Raw genomic sequence first — 24,225 nt, 5'->3', positions numbered from 1 at the left:
CTGAATGCTCCATTACAGATCGGCCAGCACGCGCAGATGCGCCTCCACGCTGCGCGAGAGCGGCCCCATCATGTAGCCGCCCTCCAGGCAGGAGACGATGCGCTTGTTGGCAAAACGCCGCGCGATGTCCTTGATGCGCATGGTGATCCAGGCGTAGTCCTGCTCGGTCAGGCCGAGCTGGCCCATGTCGTCATCGCGGTGCGCATCAAAGCCCGCGCTCACGAAGATCATCTCGGGCTTGAAGGCCTCCAGGCGCGGCATCCAGACCATCTCGACGATCTCGCGCACGTCCATGCCCTTGGTGTAGGCGGGCACGGGCACGTTGAGCATGTTGGGCGCGGGATCCTGGTCGCCGCTATAGGGATAGAAGGGATGCTGGAAGATGCTGACCATGAGCGCGCGCTCGTCGCCGGCCAGGATGTCCTCGGTGCCGTTGCCGTGATGCACGTCGAAGTCGATCACGGCCACGCGCTTGAGGTTATGGCGCTGCAGTGCGTACTTGGCGGCAATGGCCACGTTGTTGAAGAAGCAAAAGCCCATGGCCTTGGCTCGCATAGCGTGGTGGCCCGGCGGGCGCACGCTGCAAAAGGCGTTTTCGAGCTCGCCGGCCATGACCGCATCGGTGGCCTCGATGGCTGCGCCGGCGGCGCGCAGGGCCGCCGTCCAGGTGTGGCGGTTCATGGCGGTGTCGGTGTCGAGCTGGAAGTAGGGTGAGCCGCCGGCGTCTTCTTCCTCGACGAGCCGCAGCGACAGGCCACGCAGCGCGGCCACATGCATGCGATCGTGCGCCAGCTCGATGTCGGCCAGGGAAGCCAGCGGGGCCTCGCGGTGGTCAAGCGCGGCCGACACTCCGGACACCAGCAGCCGGTCCTCGATGGCATCCAGCCGCGCCGGGCATTCGGGATGCCCCGGCCCCATCTCGTGCTTGCGGCAGTCGCCATGGGTGTAATAGCCCGTCTTGCTCACAGTCAATCCCCCGTGTATCAATTGTTTTCGGATAACGTCAGGCCATGCATGCACAGCACAAAATCCGATCGCTCCTAAACCAGCTTAACACGGTGATCACCGGGAAAAGCTTACAAGTCCAGGACTGCGTGACCTGCCTGCTCGCGGGTGGTCATCTGCTCATCGAGGACGTTCCCGGGGTAGGAAAAACCACCCTGGCCCATGCGCTGGCGCACACCTTTGGCCTCAGCTTCACGCGCGTGCAGTTCACCGCCGACCTGATGCCCAGCGACTTGACGGGCGTGTCGGTCTACGAGCGCGGCACCGAGGCCTTCGTGTTCCACCCCGGCCCCGTGTTCACCCAGGTGCTGCTGGCCGACGAGATCAACCGCGCCAGCCCCAAGACACAGAGCGCGCTGCTGGAGGCGATGGAGGAAAAGCAGGTCTCGGTAGAGGGCGCCACGCGCCCCCTGCCCCAGCCCTTCTTCGTGATCGCCACGCAGAATCCGCATGACCAGCTGGGCACCTTTGCCCTGCCCGAAAGCCAGCTCGACCGCTTTCTGATGCGCATCTCGCTGGGCTACCCCGACCGCGCCAGCGAGCGCCAGCTGCTCGCCGGCGGCGACCGCCGCGACATGCTCGCCGGCCTGCCGCCGCTGCTCACGCAGGAAGAACTGACCGAACTGCAGCGCCAGGTGCTGGCCGTGCATGCGGCCGAGCCGCTGCTCAACTATGTGCAGGACCTGATCACCGCCACGCGCTCGGGTCGCTGGTTCGTGCAGGGCCTGTCGCCGCGCGCGGGCATTGCGCTGATGCGCGCCGCCAAAGCGCAGGCGCTGATCGAGGGGCGCGACTATGTGGCGCCCGACGACGTGCAGGCCGTGCTGCCCAAGACCATGGCCCACCGCCTGGTGCCCATGGGCGACGCCGGGCGCGGCAGCGTGGAGCAGGTGCGCGCCATGCTCGAATCCGTGCCCCTGCCCTGATCCTGATGACCAGCACCCTGCGCGCCCCCTGGGCGGCCGCCACCGAACGCTGGCGGCAGTGGTGGAGCGCGCGCCTGCCGCCAAGCGACACCCTGGCGCTGACCCAGCGCAACGTCTACATCCTGCCCACGGCCGCGGGCTGGATGCTGGCGCTCACGCTGCTGGTGCTGCTGGTGGCGTCAATCAACTTCCAGCTCAACCTGGGCTATCTGCTGACCTTTCTGCTGGCCGGCAGCGTGGCGGTGAGCGTGCACCTGAGCCATGCCACGCTGCGCGGCCTGCAACTGCGCCTGCTGCTGCCCGAGCCGCAATTTCTGGGCGCGGGCGCGCTGCTGCAGGTGCAGCTGCACAACGCCGCGCGCGCCACGCGCTACGGGCTGGCCGTGGCCGTGCGCGGCAGCAGCGCCGCGCAATGGGCCTGGACCGATGTGCCGGGCCAGGACAGCGCCACGGTGCAGGTGGCCTTCCAGCCCGCGCGGCGCGGCCTGCAGGCGGTGCCCACGCTGAAGCTGGAGACGCGCTACCCGCTGGGCACCTTTCGCGTCTGGGCGCTGTGGCGCCCGGCGGCGCAGGTGCTGGTCTACCCCCGGCCCGAGACACCGGCGCCGCCGCTGCCGCCAGCCGAGCCGCGCACCGGCGGCAGCGGCCAGGCCCCGGCGCGCGGCGTGGGCGAGTTTGACGGCGTGCGCGCCTACCGGCGCGGCGACCCGCTCAAGCTCGTGGTCTGGAAGAAGGCCGCGCGCTCGCTGGCCACGGGCACGAGCGGCCTGGTCAGCCGCGACACCCAGCAGTCCCAGCGCCACGAGCTCTGGCTGGACTTTGCCGCCACCGGCCTGCAGGCGCCCGAGGCGCGGCTGTCGCGCCTGACGGCCTGGGTGCTGCAGGCCGACCGCCTGGGCGCGGACTACGGCCTGCGCCTGCCCGGCCGGCAGATCGCGCCGGATCATGGGCCCGCACACCGGCGCCGCTGCCTGGAGGCGCTGGCGCTCAGCTGAAGAATATTCAATGAAATTGGCATCCACCCCAATACCATCAAGCGCTATCAGCTATTTTTTAAATAGCTTCAAGCCATGGCACCTGCGCGGCGGAGGCCTGCCATGAACCTCGCCAGCCGCCTTGCGCGCCTGCCGCGCGAGGCGCGCGACACGCTGTTCCTGCTGGCCGTCGTCGCCTGCTGCATCGCCCCGCTGGCAGCGCACCTGCCGCCCTGGGCCAGCGCCATGACCGCCACGCTGCTGGCCTGGCGCGCCTGGCTGGCGGCGGGCAGCCGGCCCCTGCCCGGGCGCTGGCTCACGGCCGTGCTGCTGGCGCTGGTGGTGCTGCTGACCCTGCAGTCGCACGGCACCATCGTCGGGCGCGACGCGGGCGTGACGCTCATCGTCATGCTGCTGGCGCTCAAGACGCTGGAGCTGCGCGCGCGGCGCGACGCCATGGTGGTGTTCTTCCTGGGCTTTTTCACGCTGCTGGCCAACTTCTTCTTCTCGCAGGCGCTACCCATCGCCGCCGTCATGCTGGTGGCGCTGCTGGGCCTGCTCACGGCCCTGGTCAACGCCCACATGCCCGTGGGCCGGCCGCCGCTGGCCACGGCCATGCGCCAGGCCGCGCGCATGATGCTGCTGGGCGCGCCCATCATGGCGCTGCTGTTTCTGCTGTTTCCGCGCATGGCGCCGCTGTGGGGCATGCCCGCGGACAAGACCGGCGCACGCACCGGCCTGTCGGGGCAGATGAGCATAGGCAGCATGGCCTCGCTGGTGCTGGACGGCAGCGTGGCCCTGCGCGTGCGCTTTGACACGCCGGGCGGGCTGCCCCCTGAGCCGCAGGATCTGTACTTTCGCGGCCCGGTGCTCACGGCCTTCAACGGACGCGACTGGTTCGCCCTGTCGCAGCCCGAGGCGCGCGGCATCACAGCGGCCGCGCCCAGCCCCGCCCACCTGCAGGTGCAGGGCGCGCCGCTGCGCTACGAGCTCACGCTGGAGCCGCACCAGCGCCCCTGGCTGCTGACCCTGGACGCCACCAAGGCCGCGCCCGAGCTGCCCCAGGGCAGCTGGGCCCTGATGTCGCCCGAGCTGCAATGGAGCGCCAGCCGTCCCATCCACAGCGTGCTGCGCTACCGTGCCGAGAGCCACCTGCGCTTTACCCACGGCCCGCTGCGGCGCACGCCCCAGATGCAGGCCTACGTACAGCTGCCACCGGACCTGAACCCGCGCACCCTGGCCCTGGCGCGGCAGATGCAGGCCGACCCGCGCCTTGGCCGCGGCGGCGCCCAGGCCTTCGTGGATGCGGCGCTCGCGCGCCTGGCGCAGGGCGGCTACCGCTACTCGCTGGAGCCCGGCCTGTACGGCGAGCACACGGCGGACGAATTCTGGTTCACGCGCAAGGAGGGCTTTTGCGAGCACATCGCCTCGGCCTTCGTGGTGCTGATGCGCGCTCTGGATGTGCCGGCGCGCATCGTCACCGGCTACCAGGGCGGGCAGATGAACGCCATCGACGGCTACTGGACCGTGCACCAGAGCGACGCCCATGCCTGGGCCGAGGTCTGGATCGCCGGGCGCGGCTGGGTGCGCGTGGACCCCACGGGCGCCGTCGCCCCCGGCCGCGTGGGCCAGCTGCAGCGCCTGCAGGCGCCGCGCGGCGTGTTCGGCGCGGCCATGGACGCCGTCGTCAGCCCCACGCTGCTGCAAAACCTGCGCACCGTCTGGGAGGCCGTGAACAACGGCTGGAACCAGTGGGTGCTCAACTACACCCAGGGGCGCCAGCTGGATCTGCTCAAGGCCCTGGGCGTGCAGTCGCCCAGTTGGCAGGACCTGGTGCGCCTGCTGGGTTTTCTGATCTGCAGCAGCGCCGCCGCAGGCGCCCTGTGGGCGCTATGGGAACGACGCCGCCAAGACCCCTGGCAGCAGCTGCTGCAGCGGGCACGCGAGCGCCTGGCCCGCGCCGGCCTGGCACTGCCGCCGCACCTGCCACCGCGCGGCATGGCCGAGCAGGCACGCGCCCACCTGGGCCCGCCCGCCGAACCCGCCGCGCAATGGCTGCTGCGCCTGGAGCAAGCGCGCTACGCCCGCCACCCCGCCGCCGCCCTGCCCCGGCTGCGGCGCGAATTCGCCCGCCTGCCCTGGCCCGCGGCACAATCGCGCCGCACAGGAACGCCATGACATCCCGCACCGTAAAAGCCATTTTTTTGATAGCTTTCAGCGCTTTATCCATAAGCGTTACAGCCAAAAATGACCATAAAAATCACACCGCCAAGGCGGCACCCGCTCCACCCTACGCCAAGCGCGTCGATGCTATGCGCTTCGCCGACGACCTGGCCGAGCGCCGCGGCCTGGAACGCGCATGGGTGCGCCGCACCATAGGCCAGGCCCGGCTGCTGCGCGAGGTGCCGCGCCTGGTGCTGCCGCCTCCCAAAGGCGCGCCGAAGAACTGGGCCGCCTACCGCGCGCGCTTCGTCGAGCCGGTGCGCATCCGCGCCGGGCTGCGCTTCTGGCAGGACAACGCCCAGGCCCTGGCACGCGCCGAGCGTGAATACGGCGTGCCGGCCGAGATCATCATCGGCATCCTTGGGGTGGAAACCCTCTACGGCCAGCACATGGGCGGCTACCGTGTGATCGACGCGCTGGCCACCTTGAGCTTCGACTTCCCCGACGCCCACCCACGCGCGGCCGAGCGGCGCGCCTTCTTCCAGCGCGAGCTGGAGCAGTTCCTGACCCTGATGAAGCGCACCGGCATGGACCCGCTCGGCCCGCGCGGCAGCTACGCCGGCGCCATGGGCCTGGGCCAGTTCATGCCGTCAAGCTGGGCACGCTGGGCCGTGGACTTCGACGGCGACGGCCGCATCGACCTGTGGCGCAGCGCACAGGACGCAATCGGCTCGGTGGCCAACTACTTCGTGGGCCATGGCTGGACGGCCGGCATGGCCACGCATTACGCCGTTGAGTTCGATGCCGCCCACCTGCAACTCGATGAGCTGCTCGCCCCCGACATCCTGCCAACCTTCAGCACGGCCCGTATGGCCGCCATGGGCGCACAGGTACAGGGCGAAGGCGCGCAGCACGCCGGCCCGCTGGCGCTGGTGGAGCTGCAAAACGGCGGCCTGCCCCCCAGCTACGTGGCCGGCACCGAGAACTTCTACGCCGTCACGCGCTACAACTGGTCTAGCTACTACGCCATGGCGGTGATCGAGCTGGGGCGGGCGGTGGCTGCGGCGCGGCCTTGATCGGGGGTGGGTTTGAAGGAATGGCTTCCAGGGCTTATTGGGTAAGCGTTGGCAGCTCTTCTTTTTGAGTTCGGCTGGCCGGGTCTCGCCCCGGCGGGCGAGGTACTTTTCTTTGCTTCGCTGTATGGACCGGACACATGGTGGAAGCAAAAGAAAGTGAGTGCGCCGCCGGGGGCACATCCCGGCCAGCCACCCTCAAAAAGAATAACTACCCCACAAGCCTCAGGATTGATTGGAATCCGCCCCCGATCAAGGGGTCACGGCAGCTGCATCCGGCAGCTGGTCGGCATCTGCGCCTTGTCCGCCGCAATCTGGCGCACCACGCGAAAGCCGTAGCCCGAGCCCTCGACGTCGAACTTCACGCCCGGCGCGCCCAGCCTGTCCATCACGCCCACGACCAGCGACTGCTGGAACTGGTGGTCGGCCGCGCGCATGCGGCCCGCCTGGCCGTACAGGCTGACGCTGGCCTGCTCCAGCGCACGCGCCACGGGCAGCGGCTCGGTGCTGGTGGCGCGTTCCATGGCCTGGGCCAGGGCCTCGACCATGAGCTGCATGCGCATGTGCACGTAGTCGTCCTGCGGCTGCGGGAAGCGGGCGCGGAAGGCGCGGTAGAAATCCTCGCTGCCCTGCGTGGGCAGGTTCGGCAGCCAGTCGGCCACGGCCACCACCTTGCCCACGCCGGCGTCGCCCAGCGCTGCGGGCGCGCCCAGGGCGTTGCCGTAGAAGGTGTAGAACATGCCGTCGTAGCCCACCTCGCGCGCGGCCTTGACGAGCAGCGTGAGGTCGTTGCCCCAATTGCCGGTGATCACGGCCTGCGCGCCGCTGGCCTTGATCTTCACCGCATAGGGCGCGAAGTCCTTCACCCGGCCCACGGGGTGCAGCTCGTCGCCGACGATCGCCACGTCGGGGCGCTGCAGGCCAAGCTGGCGCCGGGCCTCGCGCAGCACGGCCTGGCCGAAGCTGTAGTCCTGGCCGATGAGGTAGGCGCGCTTGAGCGTCTGGTCCTCGCGCATCACGTCCATGAGCGCAGCCATGCGCATGTCGGCATGGGCATCGAAGCGGAAGTGCCAGAAGCTGCACTTGTCATTCGTGAGCGCGGGATCGACCGCCGAGTAGTTGAGGAACACCACGCGCCGTCCGGGCTCGCGCTGGTTGTGCTTGGCGATGGCCTCGATGAGCGCGGCGGCGGTGGCCGAGGAGTTGCCCTGCAAGACGTAATGCACGCCATCGTCGATGGCTGCGCGCAGGGCCGACAGCGCCTCCTCGTTCGTGCCCTTGCTGTCGTAGCGGGCCAGCTGCAGCGCCCGGGCGCCGCCCGGCAGCTTCACGCCGCCGCGCGCGTTCACGCGCTCGGTGGCCCAGAGGAGGTTGCGGAACACGGCCTCGCCGGTGTTGGCGAAGCTGCCGGACAGGCTTTCGATGAGCGCCAGCTTGATGGGCGCGGCGGGCGGCGCAGGCTGCGCCGATGCGGCGCCGCCCGCCAGGGCCAGCAGCGCCAGGGTGCAGGCGCGAACCGCCTGCCGACGTGACAGAAAGGACATGAAAGGTCGTGGAGATAAGAAAACGGTAGCCCCGCAGCCTCACTGGGCCATGAGCCGCTCGATGGCTTGCGGCGCCTGCTCGCCCGCGGCCTGATCCACGGGCGCCTCAGCGCGCGGCACCGCCTCGTGCTCCTGCAAGGGCAACTGGTTGGCGCTGGCGGTCGGTGTCTGCACGGCGGCGGCGGCGGCGGCGGCCGGAGCCGGAGCCGGAGCCGGAGCCGGAGCCGGAGCCGGAGCCGGAGCCGGCGCGGCAGCGGCGGACGCAGGCGCCACGCGCACATAGCGCTCGAAAAGCTGGAAGAAGCGCTCATAGAACTGTGGGTCGGAGATGGTCTCGCTGCCCACCTTGACCAGCGTGTCGTCGGTGGCCGAGACAGGCAGCGACACCGAGCCCAGCCCCCCCACGCCCAGCGATGCGGAATTGTTGACCTTCTTGATCACGTAGCGGTCCTGCAGCGCGCTGGCGAAGGCCGAGGTGCGCGCATCGCCCTGCCCCTCGGGGGCGCAGACCACGCGCATCTCCACCTCGTAGTGGATGTCGGTGTGGGGCTGGTAGTACTTGCGTCCGGCCACCAGCTCGGTGCTGGCGGTGTTCACCACATAGCCCTGGCTCAGCAGCGCGCGACGCGCGGCCTCGCAGGTGCGTGCCTGGGAGGCCTCGATGTGCCGCGTATGCATGCCGGCGCTGTCGAAATCGTTGGGGGTGAACTGCAGGTTGCGCTCCAGCCCCGGCATGGCTTCGGGGATGCGCGCGCAACCTGCCAGCAGGGCGCAGGCCACCAGGCCGAGACGGCGGCCCAGGACGGCGGCGGGGGGAAGGCGTAGGAATCGGATCACGGCAATCGGACAGGAAAAAACCCGGAGCAAGGCGCATTGTGAATGCGCGGCAGCGGCGCGCCGGGGTGAAACCCCTTGATGCGCCGACTATTACTATTCAATCAGGAGCTATTAACGCCTTACCACCAAGGGTTTGAGGCGGATTTGATCCCAAACTCACTCATGGCGCAGCGCCTCGATGGGGTCAAGCCGCGCCGCACGCCGTGCGGGAAAGAAACCGAACAGCACGCCAATCACGGCCGAGAACGCGAACGCCAGGATGTTCACCCCCGGGTGGAAGATGTAGGGAATGCCCATGGCCCCGGCCAGCAGCATGGACGCGCCCGTGGCCAGCACGATACCGATGAGCCCGCCGAGCGCCGCCAGCACCACGGCCTCGATGAGGAACTGCATCAGCACCTCGCGCTCCAGCGCGCCTATGGCCAGGCGCAGGCCGATCTCGCGCGTGCGCTCGGTCACGCTGACCAGCATGATGTTCATGATGCCTATGCCGCCCACCAGCAGGCTCACGGCGGCCACGGCGCCCAGCAGCGTGGTCATGACGCGCGTGGTGCCCGAGAAGGTGTCGGCCAGCTGCTTGGTGTCCAGCACGTTGAAGTTGTCGTCGTCGGTGTCCGAAAGCTTGCGCCGCTCGCGCAGCAGCTCGGTCAGGCCGGCCTTCACGCGCTCGGGGTCGCTGCCGTCCTGCATCGACACCAGCAGCGTGGGCACGCGCGTGCTGCCGATCACGCGGCGCTGCAGGGTTGTCAAAGGCAGCAGCACCAGGTCGTCCTGGTCGTTGCCAAACGCCCCCTGCCCCTTGGAGGCCAGCACGCCCACCACCTCGCACGAGAACTGGCGCACGCGCACGCGCGCGCCCAGCGGGTCGGCGTTGGCGCCGAACAGTTCGCGCCGCACGGTCTGGCCGATCAGGCACACGGCGGCGCCCACGCGCTGTTCGTCGCCGGTGAACTCACGCCCGCTGGCCAGCGTCCAACCGCCCGTCTGCAGCCAGGCATTGGTGCTGCCCAGCACGCTCGTCGCCCAGTTGCGTCCATTGGCCACCACGGTGGCGCCGGTGCGCGCTTCGGGCGCCACGGCCAGGATGCCGCCGATCTGCTGCGCGATGGCGTCGGCGTCCACGTCCTTGAACGCGGGCGCGCCGCTGCCGCCGCCCGGCCCCATGCGCTGGCCCGGACGCACCTGCAGCAGATTCGTGCCCAGGCTGGCGATCTGGGCCTGCACGGCCAGCGTGGCGCCGTTGCCCAGCGTGACCATGGTGATCACCGCGCTCACGCCGATGACGATGCCCAGCACGGTCAGAAACGAGCGCATCAGGTTGCGCCGGATCGAACGCAGCGCCAGCAGCAGGGAGTTGAGCAGCATCATGGCAGCGTGCCCTCCTTCGCCCCCTGGTGCGCCAGCGCGTAGGGGTGCGGGTTGCGCATGTCGCTGTCGATGCGGCCATCGACGAAGCGCACGATGCGCCGCGCGTACTGCGCCATGTCCATCTCATGCGTGACCATGAGCACGGTGATGCCCTGCTCCACGTTCAGGCGCCACAGCAGCTCCATGATCTCGCGGCTGCGCTGCGTGTCCAGGTTGCCCGTGGGCTCGTCGGCCAGCAGCACCGCGGGCTGGCTGACCATGGCGCGCGCAATGGCCACGCGCTGCTGCTGTCCGCCCGACAGCTCGGCGGGCGTGTGGTGCTCCCAGCCCTTGAGGCCCACCGCATCCAGCGCCCGTGCGGCGGCCGCGTGGCGCGCCGCCGCGCTCTCGCCGCGGTAGAGCAGCGGCAGCTCCACGTTCTCCTGCGCCGAGGTGCGCGCCAGCAGGTTGAAGCCCTGGAACACGAAGCCCATGAAGCGCCGGCGCAGCCGCGCCCGGTCGTCGCGCGCCAGCGACTGCACCGGCACGCCGCGAAACAGGTAGCTGCCCGCGCTGGGCCGGTCCAGGCAACCGATCACGTTCATGGCCGTGGACTTGCCCGAGCCGCTGGGCCCCATGATGGCCAGGAACTCGCCGCCGGCGATATCCAGGTCCACGCCCTTGAGCGCTTGCAAGGCCAGCGCGCCCTCGCCATAGACCTTGGTGATGCCGCGCAGACGGATCAGCGGCTGGGCATCGGCCTGGGCACTCATGGGCGCGTCCCTGCGGCCAGCTGGTCGGTGATGACCTGCATGCCGGGCTGCAATGCGTCGCCCTCGACCTCGGTCACGCGCCCGTCGCTGATGCCCACCTTCACGCGCATGGCCCTGGGGGCGCCGCCCTCCAGCACCCAGATCTGGCGCTGCCCGGCGCCGCCCTTGCCGCCATCGCCGGCGCTGCGGCGCTGGCCCGCCTGGCGCGGCATGCGCGGTATGAGCTGGCCCATGATGCCGCCGCCCGCCTTGTCGCCACTGGCCGCGGGCCCCTGCGCCGCGGCGTCGCCGGCCGCGCCCGCAGGCGTGAAGCGCAGCGCCGTGTTGGGCACGGTGAGCACGTCGTCGCGCTGCGTGGAGGTGATGGTGGCCGCGGCCGTCATGCCGGGGCGCAGGCTCAGGTCGGCGTTGTCCACCTCCAGGTAGGTGATGTAGGTGACCACGTTGTCGGTCTTGGTGGAGCCGAAGGCCACGCGCGTGGTGCGCGCCGGGTACGGCCGCGAGGGGTAGGCGCTGACGGTGAAGCTGGCCTGCTGGCCCGGCCGCACAGCGCCCACGTCGGCCTCATCCACGCTGACCTCCAGGCGCAGCCGGGACAGGTCTTCGGCCAGCGTGAGCAGGGTCACGGCCTGCAGCGACGCGGCCACGGCGTTGCCCGGCTCCACCACGCGCGACAGCACCACGCCGTCGATGGGCGAGCGGATCGAGGCCTTGGTGACGTTGGTCTCGTCGGTGGCCAGGGCGGCCCTGGCGTCCTGCACGCTGGCGCGCGCGGCGGCCTCGTCGGCCTGGGCGCGGTCGTAGCTGGCGCGGCCCGCGTCCAGCTCGGCGGCGGACGGCACCTTGCCGCCCGACAGGCGCGCCACCTCTTCGAGCCGCGCCAGGCTCGCGCGCGCCTCCTTGACGGTGGCCGCGGCCTGGGCCAGCCGCGCCTGGGCCGAGGCCACGGCGGCGCGCGAACGCAGCACCTGCGCGTCGAGCTTGGTGGTGTCCAGCTCCACCAGCACCTGGCCCTTCTTCACCACATCGTTCACATCCACCAGCACGCGGCGCACCGTGCCCGACAGCTCGCTGCCGATGTTCACCGAGCGCGTGGGCTGCAGCGTGCCATTGGCCGCCACGGTCAGCCTGACCTGGCCACGCTGCACCTCTTGCGTGACATAGCGCGGCACGGCCTGGGCGCGCTTGCCCGCCTGCCAGTACCACCAGCCGCCGGCCGCGGCGGCCACGGCCAGCAGGCCCAGCCACAGGGTGATGCTCTGCCACCAGCGCCGGCCCAGGCCGTCGCCCAGCAGGGCCTGCAGGTCTTGCGGCGCCGGTGCATTGGAGTTGGTGTTTTTCTCTTGCTCTGTCATGGTTCCTGCCCTTGCGATACCTGCCAGCCGCCGCCCAGCGCCTTGTACAGGCGCACATGGTCGGTAGCCACGCTGGCCGTCGAGCCGGCGACACCGTCCTGCGCCGCCAGCAGCGTGCGCTGCGTGTCCAGCACCGTCTGAAAATCCACCAGGCCGCTGGTGTACTGGTGCTGCGCCAGCTCGGCCGCATTGCCCGCCGCCTCGGCCGCTGCGCTCAGACGCGCGAGCCGCGCGCGCTCGCCCTGCAGCGCCACCAGCGCGTCCTCCACATCCTTGAGCGCGGCCAGCACAGCGGCCTCGTAGCCCAGGCGCGCCTGCTCCAGCGCCGCCTGCTGCACGCGCACCTGCGCGCGCAGCGCGCCGCCATCGAACACCGGCAGCGACACGCCGGCCAGCAGCGAGGCCACCGAGGCGCCGCCGCCCGTGAGCGCGCCCAGCGACAGCGCTTGCAGGCCGAGCGTGCCGCCCAGGCGCAGGCTGGGCAGGCGCTGCGCCTCGGCCTGGGCCACGCGCTCCCAGGCGGCACGCACGCGCAGCTCGGCCTGGCACACGTCCGGGCGCTGGCGCAGCGTGTCGGCAGGAAAGGCCAGCGCCAGATCCGCGGGCGGCTGTGGCACGGGCGCACTGGCGTCCAGGGCCTGGTCCAGCGCCGCGGGCGGCTGGCCGGTGAGCACCGCCAGCGCATGGCGCGACTGGGCCATGCCGGCCTGCAGTGTGGGCAGTTGGGCCGCGGTCTGCTCGACGATGGTGCGCGCCTGCTGTTCGGCCACGGAATTCGCCAGGCCCGCCTGCACGCGCCAGCGGGTGATCTGCGCCGTCTCGCGCTGCGCCGCCAGGTTGCGCTCGGCAATCGAGAGGCGCTGCTGCTGGCTGCGCAGGTTGATGTAGTTCACCGCCACCTCGGCCGCCAGCGCCACCTGGGCCGCCGCCACGCCGGACTCGGCGGCCAGCAGGTCGGCATCACTGGCGCGCACACCGCTCGCGGTGCGGCCGAACAGGTCGGGCTCCCAGCTCGCATCCAGCCCCAGCTGGAAGCTGCTGCCCGTGCTGCCATGGCTGCGGCTGCGCTGGGCCGATCCCGATGCGTCCAGCGCCGGCAGCAGCCCCGCCGCCTGCACATCGCGCAGTGCGCGGGCCTGCGCCACGGCGGCGCGGGCGCCGCGCATGCTGGTGTGGGCCTGCAGCGCCTGGTCGATCAGGCCGGTGAGCTGCGCGTCACCGAGCTGCTGCCACCACTGGGCGAGATTGCCGGAAGACTGCACCGCTGCCCCGGCCTGGCGGGCCCAGGTGCCGGGCACGGAAACGCCGCTGTCCGGCACCGGCGGCAGGCGCGTGGCGCAGCCGGCCAGCACCAGGGCCGCCAGCAAGGGCGCCCACGCCGGCGTCCTTGGCCACATGGGAGAAGAAGGCAGAAAAACAGGCATGACGGGGATTGTCACAGGCCCGTTTATCACGGCCGCCAGCGCCGGATGAACTTTTGTAAAGAAGCCGCGCGCCGCGAGGCTGCAGGTCAGGCCACGATGGCGTCCAGCGGCCAGCGCGGCTTCACGTCGAAGGCATAGTCGCGGTTGGCCTGCTGCTGGCCGGCCTGCAGGCGCATGGCCGCGGCCATGGCGATCATGGCGCCGTTGTCGGTGCACAGCTCAAGCTCCGGATAGTGCACGCGCAGCTGGCGCTGGGCACAGGCGGCATCGAGCTGCGCGCGCAGCAGCCGGTTGGCGCCCACGCCGCCGGCCACCACCACGCGCCGCATGCCGGTCTGGTCCAAGGCCGCCAGGGTTTTTTTCACCAGCACCTCGACAATCGCGGCCTGGGTGCTGGCGGCCAGGTCGGCCTTGCGCGCCTGCAGTTCGTCGCCCAGCGTCCTGGCCTGGGTCAGCACCGCGGTCTTGAGCCCGGCAAAGGAAAAGTCCAGGTCGCCGCTGTGCAGCAGCGGACGCGGCAGCTTGAAGGCCTTGGGGTCGCCCTGCTCGGCCAGGCGCGACAACGCCGGCCCGCCGGGATAGCCCAGGCCCATGAGCTTGGCGGACTTGTCGAAGGCCTCGCCGGCCGCGTCGTCGATGGTCTCGCCCAGGATGGCGTAGCGGCCCACGCCGTCCACGCGCATGAGCTGCGTGTGGCCGCCCGAGACCAGCAGCGCGATGAAGGGGAACTCGGGCGGGTCGCTGCTCAGGAAGGGCGACAGCAGATGGCCCTCGAGGTGGTGCACGCCCAGCACGGGTATGTCCAGCGCCGCGCCCAGCGCACAGGCCACGCCCGCCCCCACCAGCAGCGCGCCCGCCAGGCCGGGGCCGCGCGTATAGGCCACCACGTCCACGGCGTCCAGGCGCTCGCCCGATTCCTTCAAAATGGCCTCGGTCAGCGGCAGCACGCGGCGGATGTGGTCGCGGCTGGCCAGCTCGGGCACCACGCCGCCATAGGCCTGGTGCATCTCGATCTGGCTGTGCAGCGCATGCGCCAGCAGCGTGGGCACGCCGCCGCCATCGCCCGCGCGCACCAGGGCCACGCCGGTTTCGTCACAAGAGGATTCAATGCCCAGGATCAGCAGACTCATGGCCGCGAGTGTAGGGCGTGGGCAATGGTATACACCCCGGCCCCGGCTTCAGCCGGGTCGGGTGCTGCCAGTCAAGGCATATAAAAATGATAGCTATCGACGCTCACCGAGCAAAGGCTGCAACCCTAAAACACTGCAAATTCAGTAGCGACTAGCGCGCCCCGGTGATGTAGCGCTCCATCTCGGTGATGATGAACTTCTGCTCGGAGATCACGCTCTTGACCAGGTCGCCGATGGACAACAGCCCCACCACGCGCTCCTTGTCCACCACGGGCAGGTGGCGCAGGCGGTTTTCCGTCATCAGCGCCATGCACTGCTCGGCGCTGTGCGTGGGGTGCACGAAGCGCACCGCTCGCGTCATGACCTCGCGCACCGGCGTGTCGATCGATGCCCGGCCCAGCAACACCACCTTGCGGGCGTAGTCACGCTCGGTGAAGATGCCGGCGATCTGCTCGCCCTCCATCACCAGCAGCGCGCCTATGCGCTTTTCGGCCATGAGCCGCAGGGCACTGAGCACCGTATCCGACGGCGTGACGGAATACACCTGTGCATCGGATTTGGATTTGATGATTTCTGCAACAGTTGTCATAGCGGCCTCCCAGGCTTTGAAGTGAAACGAACGCGTGGCCCACAGTGTCCGCCGAACCAGGGGAAAAATGCAACCTTGACAACGGCCACCCCGCATTGGTCAGGCCGTGGCATGTATTGCAGGCATGTAAAGAAGGATGAAGAAGCGCCCCCGTCACGGCGTATCGGCCGCCAATATGCGAAAGTGCGGCATTTACCTTCGGTGACATTCGTCCAAAGGCCTTGCGCTGCAACCCCTGGCCCCGAAGACAATGACCGCCACCCGCCAGAAACTGCGCCCAGTTCCCATGACAACCGCGACCTGCGACCACATTGCCCGCCACACCCGCCCCGCCCCGCCCCATGATGTACCCGCACTCCAGCGCCAAGGCTGGGCGCTGCGCCTGGCGGCCCTGGTGCTCATCGCGGGACTGGCCGCCTGTGGTGACAAGGCGGGCAAACCTGCCGCCCCGCAGGGCCCAGCCCAGGTCGGCGTGATCACGCTGCAGCCGCAGCAGCAGCAGCTTGACACCACCCTGCCGGGGCGCACGCGCGCCTACCTGAGCGCCGAGGTGCGCCCGCAGGTCTCGGGCATCCTGCAGCAGCGCCTGTTCACCGAAGGGGCGATGGTGCAGCGCGGCCAGGCGCTGTACCAGCTGGACGACCGCTCACTGCGCGCCGCGCTGGCCAGCGCCGAGGCGGCGCTCGCCAAGGCCGAGGCCAGCGCGCGCACGCTGGAGGCTACGGCGCGGCGCAATGCCGAGCTGGTGAAGATCGACGCCATCAGCCGCCAGGCCCATGACGAGAGCCAGGCGGCCGCCGCACAGTCGCGCGCCGACGTGGGCGTGGCCCGCGCCAACCTGGAGACGGCGCGCATCAACCTGCGCTACAGCCGCATCGAGGCCCCCATCGCCGGGCGCACCAGCCTGTCCAGCGTCACACCCGGCGCGCTGGTGACGGCCAACCAGGCGAGCGCGCTCACCACCATCGTGCAGCTGGACCCGATGTATGTGGATTTCACCCAATCGAGCACCGAGCTGCTGCAGCTCAGGCGCGACTGGGAGGCGGGCCGCTACCAGAAGGTGGACGGCAACCAGGCGCGCGTGCGCATCCGCCTGGACGATGGCAGCGACTACCCGCACGAGGGCCGGCTGCAGTTCGCCGGCATGATCGTCAACGACACCACGGGCACGGTGACCCTGCGCGCCGTGCTGCCCAACCCGGGCGGCGTGCTCATGCCCGGCATGTACGTGCAGGCGCTGCTGCCCACGGGACTGGCCAGCGACGCGCTGCTGATCCCGCAGCAGGCCGTGAGCCGCGACCTCACGGGCCGCGCCAACGTACTCATCGTGAACTCCGACGACGTGATCGAGAAACGCCCGGTGGAGCTGGCGCGCGCCCTGGGCAGCCGCTGGCTGGTCGACAGCGGCCTCAAGGCGGGCGAGCGCCTGGTGGTGGACGGCTTTCAGCGCGTCAAGCCCGGCGACAAGGTCAGCCCGCAGGTGGTGGATCTGAACGCCGGCCAGGGCGGGGCCAAGCTGCCCAGCGCCCCCGAGGACGGCAAGCGCCCCGCCCCCGCCAATGGCCAGAGCGTGGACATCGCCGCCCCCCGGGCCGGCGCCCCCAAATAACCGCAGGGGCAGGCGCACATGGCCCAGTTCTTCATCAACCGCCCCATCTTCGCGTGGGTGCTGTCCATCATCATCATGCTGGCCGGCGGCCTGGCGATCTTCACGCTGCCGCTGGAGCAGTACCCGGACATCGCGCCGCCGCGCGTGACCATCTCGGCGCAGTACACGGGCGCCTCGGCCGAGACGGTGGAAAACTCGGTCACGCAGATCATCGAGCAGCAGCTCAAGGGCATAGACAACATGATCTACATGGGCTCGACGTCGGATGCGTCGGGCCGCTCGGCCACCACCCTCACCTTCGCGCCGGGCACCAATATCGACGTGGCCCAAGTGCAGGTGCAGAACAAGCTGCAGTCGGCCATGAACCGCCTGCCCGACGCCGTGAAGAGCCGCGGCGTGTTCATCAACAAGGGCGGCACGGACTACCTGGTCACCTACGCGTTCTTCTCCGACGACCCCAAGATGACGGCGGTGGACGTGGGGGACTACCTGAACTCCAACCTGGTGGACGTGATCGGGCGCATCGACGGCGTGGGCGACATCCGCGTGTTCGGCACCTTCTACGCCATGCGCATCTGGATGGACCCAGCGAAGATGGAGAAATACCAGCTCATGCCGTCGGACCTGATCAGCGCGCTGAACGCGCAGAACGCGCAGGTCTCGGCCGGCCAGCTCGGCGCCCTGCCCGCCGTGGCCGAGCAGCAGCTCAACGCCACCATCACCGCGCGCACCAAGCTGCAGACCGTGCCCGAGTTCGAGGCCATCGTGCTCAAGACCGCCACCGACGGCGCGGTGGTCACCGTGAAGGACGTGGCACGCGTGGAGCTGGGAGCCGACAACCTCGGGGTCAAGGCCAAGCTCAACGGCCGGCCCGGCGCCGGCATGGGCATCGTGCTGGCCGACGGCGCCAACGCCATGGCCGTATCCGACGCCGTGGCCGCCAAGCTGGCCGAGCTCAAGCCCTACTTTCCCAACCAGATCGACTACTTCGTCAGCTCCGACTCCACGCCCTTCGTGCGCGCCTCGATCAAGGAGGTGGTGGTCACGCTGGCCGAGGCCATGGCGCTGGTGGTGCTGGTGATGTTCGTTTTCCTGCAGAACCTGCGCGCCACGCTGATCCCGGCCATTGCCGTGCCGGTGGTGCTGCTGGGCACCTTTGGCGTGCTGGCGGCGGCGGGCTACTCGATCAACACGCTGACCATGTTCGCGCTGGTGCTGGCCATCGGCCTGCTGGTGGACGATGCCATCGTGGTGGTGGAGAACGTGGAGCGCGTGATGCACGAGACCGGCCTGCCGCCGAAGGAGGCCACGCGCCGCTCGATGCGCGAGATCACGCCCGCGCTGGTGGGCATAGGCGTCACGCTGGCGGCGGTGTTTGTGCCCATGGCCTTCTTCGGCGGCTCCACGGGCGTGATCTACCGGCAGTTCTCCATCACCATCGTGGCGGCCATGGCGCTGTCGGTGTTCGTGGCCCTCACGCTCACGCCTGCGCTGTGCGCCAGCATCCTCAAGACGCCCGCCCACCTGGAGCAGCAGCCGCGCATCCGCGGCGGACTGCTGGGCCTGAACGACCGTTTCTTCGTCTGGTTCAACCGCCAGTTCGATGCCGGCGCCACGCGCTACCAGAACCGCGTGGCCTGGATGCTGCGGCGCACCAAGCGCATGCTGCTGGTCTTTGCCGCGATCTGCCTGGCCGTGTGGTGGATCATCGGCCGCGTGCCCACCGCCTTCCTGCCGGAGGAGGACCAGGGCTACATCCTGGCCAACATCAACCTGCCCGCGGGCGCCACCGACATGCGCCTGCAGGGCGTGCTCGACCAGGTGAACGCGTATTTCAAGACCATCCCCGAGGTCATCAGCTTCAACCAGGTCTCGGGCCTGAACGGCGACCAGAGCTCGGCGCGCGCCTTCATCCGTTTGAAGCCCTGGGACGAGCGCGCTCGGGCAGACCAGTCCGCCGCCGCGATCGCCCACCAGGCGACGAAGGACCTGGGCCGGATCCGCGATGCGCGCATCTTCATCTCGCCACCGCCGGCCGTGCGCAGTCTGGGCTCGAACTCGGGCTTCAACTTCATGCTCAAGGACATCAACGGCCTGGGGCACCAGGCGCTGCTGGCCGCCAAGGACCGGTTCCTGGACGAGGCGCGCAAGCGCCCCGAGCTCACCAGCCTGCGCACCACCAACCTGGACGACGCCACCGAGCTGCGCCTGGACATCGACGACCGCAAGGCCGCCGCGCTGGGCCTGAGCTACGACGCCATCAACGGCGTGCTCTCCAGCAGCATAGGCGGCACCTATGTGAACGACTTCCTGCACAACGGCCGCGTCAAGCGCGTCTACATCCAGGGCGACGCGCCGCACCGCATGCTGCCGCAGGACGTGGGCAAGTGGACGGTGCGCAACAAGAACGGCGAGATGGTGCCCTTCGGCGCCTTCTCGCGCGCCTACTGGGCCTATGGCTCGCCCCAGCTCATGCGCTACAACGGTGCGCCCGCCTACGAGCTGGTGGGCAGCGCCGCGCCGGGCGTGAGCTCGGGCGTGGCGATGCAGATCGTGGAGGACATCCTGAAGGGCCTGCCGCCCGGCATCGCCTACGAATGGACCGGCGCCTCGCTGCAGGAGCGCCAGTCGGGCGCGCAGGCGCCGCTCTTGTACGCCATCTCCATCCTGTTCGTGTTCCTGTGCCTGGCGGCGCTGTACGAGAGCTGGACCGTGCCCGTGTCGGTGATGCTGGCCGTGCCGCTGGGCGTGCTGGGCGCGCTGCTGGCCACCTGGTCGCGCGGCCTGGCCAATGACGTGTACTTCCAGGTGGGCCTGATCACCACCGTGGGCCTGGCGTCCAAGAACGCCATCCTGATCGTGGAATTCGCCGTGCAGCTGCAGGAGCAGGGCCGCAAGCTGCTGGACGCCACGCTGGAGGCCGTGCGCATGCGCCTGCGCCCCATCCTCATGACCTCGCTGGCCTTCGGCTTCGGCGTCACGCCGCTGGCCCTGGGCACCGGTGCGGGCGCGGGCGGGCGCAACGCCATCGGCACCGCCGTGCTGGGCGGCACCGTGGCCTCCACCGTGCTCGGCATCTTCATGGTGCCGGTGTTCTTTCTGCTGATCCGCAGCTGGTTCAAGAGCCGCTCGCGCCACGAGGACGCGGCCCAGCCGGCCCCAACCCGCCCTGAGAGCGCCACATGACGCGTCCAAGCCCATTGTTCAAGCCCCTGGCCCTGCACGCCGCGCTGGCCTGCGCCCTGCTCGCCGGCTGCAACCTCGCGCCACGCTACCAGGCACCGCAGCTGCCCGTGCCCGAGACCGTCGCGCCGCCGCTGGCCCAGGGCGCCGGCGGCACGAACGCCGTGCCGCTGTCCGATTCCGGCCCCATGCAGTGGCAGGACTTCGTGCAGGAGCAGCGCCTGCGCACGCTCGTCGGCATGGCCCTGGAGAACAACCGCGACCTGCGCGTGGCCGTGCTGGCCATCGACAAGGCCCGCGCCCAGTACGGGGTGGCGCAGGCCGACCGCTTTCCCGGCATCAACGCCGCCGGCACCGGCAGCCGCAGCCGCACGGCCGACGACCTGACCACGCCCGGGCGCCCGAGTACCGCCGGCCAGTACGGGGCCACGCTGGGTTTCAGCAGCTACGAGATCGACTTCTTCGGCCGCGTGCGCAACCTGAACGATGCCGCGCTGCAGGAATTCCTGCGCGTGGCCGAGAACCGCCGCAGCGTGCAGCTGAGCCTGGTAGCTGAGGTCATGAACGCCTGGCTCCTGCTGGACGCCGACGCGCGGCGCCTCGCGCTGGCGCGCGAGACCCTGCGCACGCGCCAGCAGGCGCTCGATCTCACGCGCCGCAGCCACGAGCTGGGCGCCACCTCGGCCCTGGCACTGGCCCAGGCCCAATCCAGCGCCGACACCGCGCGCGTGGACGTGGCCGCCTTCACATCGCAGGTCGTGCGCGACCGCAATGCGCTGGCGCTGTTGGTGGGCGCGAGCGTGGACTACGCTCTGCTGCCCGCCAGCGTGGCGGGCGGCATGCCCGGCACCGCAGACCCGGAGCCGGCCGCAGCAACCGCGCCCGCCACGGTGCTGCTGGCCGTCCCCACGGACCTGCCCTCCACCACCCTGCTGCGCCGCCCCGACCTGCGCGCCGCCGAGCATCTGCTGCGCGGCAGCTACGCCAGCATCGGCGCGGCGCGCGCGGCCTTCTTTCCCGCGATCACGCTCACCGCCTCGGTGGGCACGGCCAGCAATGCGCTGTCGGGCCTGTTCGACGGCGGCAACGGCACCTGGACCTTCGCGCCCCAGCTGCGCCTGCCGATCTTCGACGCCGGGCGCAACCAGGCGAACCTGCGCGTGGCCGAGGTCACGCGCGATCAGGCCGTGGCCCAGTACGAGAAGGCCATACAGACGGCCTTCCGCGAGGTCGCCGACGCCCTGGCCGAGCGCGCCACGCTGGACGAGCGTCTCGCCGCCCAGCGCTCCCTGGTTCAGGCCAGCCGGCGCACGCTGGAACTGTCCGATGCGCGCTTTCGCCTGGGCGCCGACAACTACCTCGCGGTGCTGGACGCGCAGCGCTCGCTGTATGCCGCGCAGCAGGCCGAGATCGCGCTGCAGCTGGCCGAGCAGCTCAACCGCATCACGCTCTACAAGGCGCTGGGCGGGCAATGGGCGGACGCGGACGCGGCCCCGGACAACTCCTGACCCAGGCGCGGCAGGCTGCCGCACCACGGCGGGGCGCGGCGCGCACCAGCGTGCACCGGCAGGCTAGCCAGCACCACAAAAAACTACTGAATAAATAGCTGTTCGCGCTTTATACATAAGCGCTACAGGCCATTTTGATCATCAATCCCAGCCAGCGCACAGGCTGGCATGCCTATTGCATTGATCCACTCGCGGCCACTGTGGTCCGCGGCGCACAGGCGCCCTTCTTGGTGTAATCGCTGCGGGGCATGGCCCCTGGGAGACGATGGTGAAGCAACTCAGGCTGGTGATGGTGGGCAATGGCATGGCGGGGGTGCGCACGCTCGAAGAGCTGCTGAAGATCGCGCCCGACCTGTACGACATCACGGTGTTCGGCTCCGAGCCGCACCCCAACTACAACCGCATCCTGCTCTCGCCGGTGCTGGCGGGCGAGCAGACCTTGGAACAGATCGTGCTCAACGACTGGTCCTGGTACCAGGACAAGCACATCCAGCTCCACGCCGGCTACACGGTGACGCAGGTGGACCGCACACGGCGCATGGTGCACGCCACCAATGCGGCGGGCGAGACGGTGAGCGCGGCCTATGACCGGCTCATCATGGCCACGGGCTCCAGGCCCTTCATGCTGCCCATTCCGGGCAAGGAGCTGCAAGGCGTGCTGGCCTACCGCGACATTGCCGACACGCAGGCCATGATCGACGCTGCCGCCCAGTACCAGCACGCGGTGGTCATCGGCGGCGGCCTGTTGGGCCTGGAGGCGGCCAACGGTTTATGCAGGCGCGGCATGCAGGTGGCCGTGGTGCATGCCAGCGAATGGCTGATGGAGCGCCAGCTCGACGATGTGGCCGGAAAGATGCTGCAGAAGTCGCTGCAGGAGCGTGGCATGCAGTTCCTCATGCAGGCGCAGACCTCGGCGCTGCTGGGCAACGACGCGGGCCGTGTGCGCGCCGTGAAGTTCAAGGACGGCACCGAGGTGAGCGCCGACCTGGTGGTCATGGCCGTGGGCATCCGCCCCAACGTGGCGCTGGCGCAGAACATGCGCCTGCATGTGAACCGGGGCATCGTCGTCAACGACACCCTGCAGACCACCACCGACGCGCGCATCTACGCCGTGGGCGAGTGTGCCGAGCACCGCGGCGTGGCCTATGGCCTGGTGGCGCCGCTGTTCGAGCAGGGCAAGGTGCTGGCGAACCACCTGGCCGAGTTCGGCATCGGGCGCTACCAGGGCTCGCTCACCTCCACCAAGCTCAAGGTCACGGGCATCGACCTGTTCTCTGCGGGCGACTTCATGGGCGGCGAAGGCACCGAGGAAATCGTCATGAGCGACCCCGGCGCCGGGCTGTACAAAAAGCTCGTGCTCAAGGACGACAGGCTCGTGGGCGCCTGCCTGTACGGCAACACGATGGACGGGAGCTGGTACTTCAAGCTGCTGCGCGACGGCCGCCCTGTGAACGACCTGCGCGACAAGCTGATGTTTGGCGAAAGCAACATCGGCGAAGGCGGCCATGCTGGCCAGAACCAGGCCGCGAGCATGGCGGACAACGCCGAGGTCTGCGGCTGCAACGGCGTGACCAAGGGCACGATCTGCAAGGCCGTCAAGGAAAAAGGCCTGTTCACGCTGGACGAGGTGCGCAAGCACACCAAGGCCAGCGCCAGCTGTGGCTCATGTACCGGCCTGGTGGAGCAGATCCTCATGGCCACGGTGGGCGGCGACTATTCCGCCACGCCTAGAACGAAGCCGGTGTGCGCCTGCACCGACCACGGCCACCAGGCGGTGCGCGATGCGATCCGCACCCACAAGCTGCTGTCCAAGGAGGAGGTGTTCGCCTTCATGGAATGGAAGACGCCCAACGGCTGCCCCACCTGCCGCCCGGCCGTCAACTACTACCTTCTCAGCACCTGGCCCAAGGAGGCGCTGGACGACCCGCAAAGCCGCGCCATCAACGAGCGCAGCCACGCCAACATCCAGAAGGACGGCAGCTACAGCGTGGTGCCCCGCATGTGGGCCGGCGAGACCACGGCCGACGAACTTCGCCGCATTGCCGACGTGGTGGACAAGTACCAGATCCCGGCCGTCAAGGTCACGGGCGGCCAGCGCATCGACCTGCTGGGCGTGAAGAAGGAAGACCTGCAGGGCGTGTGGAACGACTTGCGGCTGCCCTGCGGCCACGCCTACGGCAAGAGCCTGCGCACCGTGAAGACCTGCGTGGGCAGCGAATGGTGCCGCTTTGGCACGCAGGACAGCACCCGGATGGGCCGCGACCTGGAGCGCGCGCTGTGGCGCATGTACGCGCCGCACAAGGTCAAGCTCGCCGTCAGCGGCTGCCCGCGCAACTGCGCCGAAAGCGGCATCAAGGACGTGGGCGTGATCGGTGTGGACTCGGGCTGGGAAATCTACGTGGCCGGCAACGGCGGCATCAAGACCGAGGTGGCGCAGTTCTTCACCAAGGTGAAGACCGCCGAGGAGGTGCTGGAAGTCAGCGGCGCCTTCCTGCAGCTGTACCGCGAAGAAGGCTGGTACCTGGAGCGCACCGCGCACTACATCGCCCGCGTGGGCCTGGACCACGCCAAGAAAAAGGTGCTCGAAGACCACGCCAACCGCAAGGCCCTGTGGGCGCGGCTGCAGGCGGCGCTGGAGGGCGAGCCCGATCCCTGGTTCGAGGGCGAGAAGGCACGCGTCGATGCACGCCAGTTCATCCCCATTGCCGTGGCATGAGACCTCCATTATTTAAACAAAAAGTGGCCCCAGCCCTTTATTGACAAGCGCAACCAGCTACTACAGGTA

The 24,225-nt window shown here is 69.7% G+C and carries 17 protein-coding genes; 8 read left to right on the top strand and 9 right to left on the bottom strand.

Going from position 1 to position 24,225, the window contains the following annotated elements; translation table 11 throughout:
- Positions 1 to 12 precede the first annotated feature (12 nt).
- Positions 13 to 918, bottom strand: coding sequence for a histone deacetylase family protein (locus tag P7644_RS07960; protein ID WP_404303158.1), 906 nt, complete (start codon positions 916 to 918; stop codon positions 13 to 15).
- A 92-nt stretch (positions 919 to 1,010) separates the two neighbouring features.
- Here P7644_RS07960 and P7644_RS07955 point away from each other — a divergent pair, with 92 nt between their 5' ends.
- From P7644_RS07955 to mltB, 4 genes are all read left to right on the top strand, one after another.
- Complete coding sequence (locus P7644_RS07955; protein WP_404302660.1) at positions 1,011 to 1,931, top strand: AAA family ATPase; 921 nt, start codon at positions 1,011 to 1,013, stop codon at positions 1,929 to 1,931.
- A 5-nt stretch (positions 1,932 to 1,936) separates the two neighbouring features.
- Positions 1,937 to 2,926: a DUF58 domain-containing protein gene (locus P7644_RS07950; protein WP_404302658.1), complete on the top strand. Its 990-nt coding sequence runs from the start codon at positions 1,937 to 1,939 to the stop codon at positions 2,924 to 2,926.
- 102 nt (positions 2,927 to 3,028) lie between these two features.
- Positions 3,029 to 5,083, top strand: a complete 2,055-nt coding sequence (locus tag P7644_RS07945) for a DUF3488 and DUF4129 domain-containing transglutaminase family protein (protein ID WP_404302656.1) — start codon at positions 3,029 to 3,031, stop codon at positions 5,081 to 5,083.
- Positions 5,080 to 6,144, top strand: a complete 1,065-nt coding sequence (mltB, locus tag P7644_RS07940; protein WP_404302655.1) for a lytic murein transglycosylase B — start codon at positions 5,080 to 5,082, stop codon at positions 6,142 to 6,144. Before P7644_RS07945 ends, mltB begins: the two co-directional genes overlap by 4 nt.
- A 257-nt stretch (positions 6,145 to 6,401) precedes the next feature.
- Here mltB and P7644_RS07935 read toward each other — a convergent pair whose 3' ends face one another.
- The 8 genes from P7644_RS07935 to P7644_RS07900 all read right to left on the bottom strand — a co-directional run bounded on the left by P7644_RS07935 (position 6,402) and on the right by P7644_RS07900 (position 15,140).
- Entirely contained in the window at positions 6,402 to 7,685 is a 1,284-nt protein-coding gene (locus P7644_RS07935; RefSeq protein WP_404302653.1) for a branched-chain amino acid ABC transporter substrate-binding protein, read from the bottom strand.
- A 39-nt stretch (positions 7,686 to 7,724) separates the two neighbouring features.
- On the bottom strand, positions 7,725 to 8,522 hold the full coding sequence (locus tag P7644_RS07930; RefSeq protein ID WP_404302652.1) for a DUF2242 domain-containing protein: 798 nt from the start codon (positions 8,520 to 8,522) through the stop codon (positions 7,725 to 7,727).
- 156 nt (positions 8,523 to 8,678) lie between these two features.
- The gene (locus tag P7644_RS07925) at positions 8,679 to 9,887 is read right to left on the bottom strand and encodes an ABC transporter permease (RefSeq protein WP_404303156.1); all 1,209 of its coding nucleotides are present in this window, start codon (positions 9,885 to 9,887) and stop codon (positions 8,679 to 8,681) included.
- Positions 9,887 to 10,642: an ABC transporter ATP-binding protein gene (locus P7644_RS07920; protein ID WP_404302650.1), complete on the bottom strand. Its 756-nt coding sequence runs from the start codon at positions 10,640 to 10,642 to the stop codon at positions 9,887 to 9,889. Before P7644_RS07920 ends, P7644_RS07925 begins: the two co-directional genes overlap by 1 nt.
- A complete protein-coding gene (locus tag P7644_RS07915; protein WP_404302648.1) occupies positions 10,639 to 11,997 on the bottom strand; it encodes an efflux RND transporter periplasmic adaptor subunit in 1,359 nt (452 codons plus the stop codon). The genes P7644_RS07920 and P7644_RS07915 overlap by 4 nt, the downstream gene beginning before the upstream one ends.
- Positions 11,994 to 13,421 carry an efflux transporter outer membrane subunit gene (locus P7644_RS07910; RefSeq protein ID WP_404302646.1) on the bottom strand — a complete coding sequence of 476 codons (1,428 nt, stop codon included), beginning with the start codon at positions 13,419 to 13,421 and terminating at the stop codon, positions 11,994 to 11,996. Before P7644_RS07910 ends, P7644_RS07915 begins: the two co-directional genes overlap by 4 nt.
- A gap of 86 nt (positions 13,422 to 13,507) precedes the next feature.
- Positions 13,508 to 14,551, bottom strand: coding sequence for a tRNA (adenosine(37)-N6)-threonylcarbamoyltransferase complex transferase subunit TsaD (gene tsaD / locus P7644_RS07905; protein WP_404302645.1), 1,044 nt, complete (start codon positions 14,549 to 14,551; stop codon positions 13,508 to 13,510).
- 151 nt (positions 14,552 to 14,702) lie between these two features.
- Positions 14,703 to 15,140 carry a CBS domain-containing protein gene (locus P7644_RS07900; protein ID WP_404302643.1) on the bottom strand — a complete coding sequence of 146 codons (438 nt, stop codon included), beginning with the start codon at positions 15,138 to 15,140 and terminating at the stop codon, positions 14,703 to 14,705.
- A 286-nt stretch (positions 15,141 to 15,426) separates the two neighbouring features.
- Here P7644_RS07900 and P7644_RS07895 point away from each other — a divergent pair, with 286 nt between their 5' ends.
- The 4 genes from P7644_RS07895 (at position 15,427) to nirB (ending at position 24,156) form a co-directional block, all read left to right on the top strand.
- A complete protein-coding gene (locus tag P7644_RS07895) occupies positions 15,427 to 16,749 on the top strand; it encodes an efflux RND transporter periplasmic adaptor subunit (protein WP_404302640.1) in 1,323 nt (440 codons plus the stop codon).
- A gap of 18 nt (positions 16,750 to 16,767) precedes the next feature.
- Positions 16,768 to 19,935: an efflux RND transporter permease subunit gene (locus P7644_RS07890; RefSeq protein WP_404302639.1), complete on the top strand. Its 3,168-nt coding sequence runs from the start codon at positions 16,768 to 16,770 to the stop codon at positions 19,933 to 19,935.
- A complete protein-coding gene (locus tag P7644_RS07885) occupies positions 19,932 to 21,440 on the top strand; it encodes an efflux transporter outer membrane subunit (RefSeq protein WP_404302638.1) in 1,509 nt (502 codons plus the stop codon). Before P7644_RS07890 ends, P7644_RS07885 begins: the two co-directional genes overlap by 4 nt.
- Before the next feature lie 265 nt (positions 21,441 to 21,705).
- On the top strand, positions 21,706 to 24,156 hold the full coding sequence (gene nirB / locus P7644_RS07880) for a nitrite reductase large subunit NirB (protein WP_404302637.1): 2,451 nt from the start codon (positions 21,706 to 21,708) through the stop codon (positions 24,154 to 24,156).
- Positions 24,157 to 24,225 lie beyond the last annotated feature (69 nt).

Source organism: Alicycliphilus denitrificans (genome assembly GCF_044792555.1).
In the GTDB taxonomy this organism is placed as follows: Bacteria; Pseudomonadota; Gammaproteobacteria; order Burkholderiales; family Burkholderiaceae_C; genus Alicycliphilus; species Alicycliphilus denitrificans_A.
This window is presented reverse-complemented; position numbering and strand designations above follow the sequence as displayed.

Excerpts from the sequence above, each read along its gene's own strand:
- P7644_RS07955 (WP_404302660.1), top strand. The coding sequence starts at position 1,011 with ATGCATGCACAGCACAAAATCCGATCGCTCCTAAACCAGCTTAACACG.
- nirB (WP_404302637.1), top strand. The coding sequence starts at position 21,706 with ATGGTGAAGCAACTCAGGCTGGTGATGGTGGGCAATGGCATGGCGGGG.
- P7644_RS07915 (WP_404302648.1), bottom strand. The coding sequence starts at position 11,997 with ATGACAGAGCAAGAGAAAAACACCAACTCCAATGCACCGGCGCCGCAA.
- P7644_RS07890 (WP_404302639.1), top strand. The coding sequence starts at position 16,768 with ATGGCCCAGTTCTTCATCAACCGCCCCATCTTCGCGTGGGTGCTGTCC.
- mltB (WP_404302655.1), top strand. The coding sequence starts at position 5,080 with ATGACATCCCGCACCGTAAAAGCCATTTTTTTGATAGCTTTCAGCGCT.
- P7644_RS07910 (WP_404302646.1), bottom strand. The coding sequence starts at position 13,421 with ATGCCTGTTTTTCTGCCTTCTTCTCCCATGTGGCCAAGGACGCCGGCG.
- P7644_RS07920 (WP_404302650.1), bottom strand. The coding sequence starts at position 10,642 with ATGAGTGCCCAGGCCGATGCCCAGCCGCTGATCCGTCTGCGCGGCATC.
- tsaD (WP_404302645.1), bottom strand. The coding sequence starts at position 14,551 with ATGAGTCTGCTGATCCTGGGCATTGAATCCTCTTGTGACGAAACCGGC.
- P7644_RS07885 (WP_404302638.1), top strand. The coding sequence starts at position 19,932 with ATGACGCGTCCAAGCCCATTGTTCAAGCCCCTGGCCCTGCACGCCGCG.
- P7644_RS07960 (WP_404303158.1), bottom strand. The coding sequence starts at position 918 with ATGGGGCCGGGGCATCCCGAATGCCCGGCGCGGCTGGATGCCATCGAG.
- P7644_RS07895 (WP_404302640.1), top strand. The coding sequence starts at position 15,427 with ATGACAACCGCGACCTGCGACCACATTGCCCGCCACACCCGCCCCGCC.
- P7644_RS07925 (WP_404303156.1), bottom strand. The coding sequence starts at position 9,887 with ATGCTGCTCAACTCCCTGCTGCTGGCGCTGCGTTCGATCCGGCGCAAC.
- P7644_RS07950 (WP_404302658.1), top strand. The coding sequence starts at position 1,937 with ATGACCAGCACCCTGCGCGCCCCCTGGGCGGCCGCCACCGAACGCTGG.
- P7644_RS07900 (WP_404302643.1), bottom strand. The coding sequence starts at position 15,140 with ATGACAACTGTTGCAGAAATCATCAAATCCAAATCCGATGCACAGGTG.
- P7644_RS07945 (WP_404302656.1), top strand. The coding sequence starts at position 3,029 with ATGAACCTCGCCAGCCGCCTTGCGCGCCTGCCGCGCGAGGCGCGCGAC.
- P7644_RS07935 (WP_404302653.1), bottom strand. The coding sequence starts at position 7,685 with ATGTCCTTTCTGTCACGTCGGCAGGCGGTTCGCGCCTGCACCCTGGCG.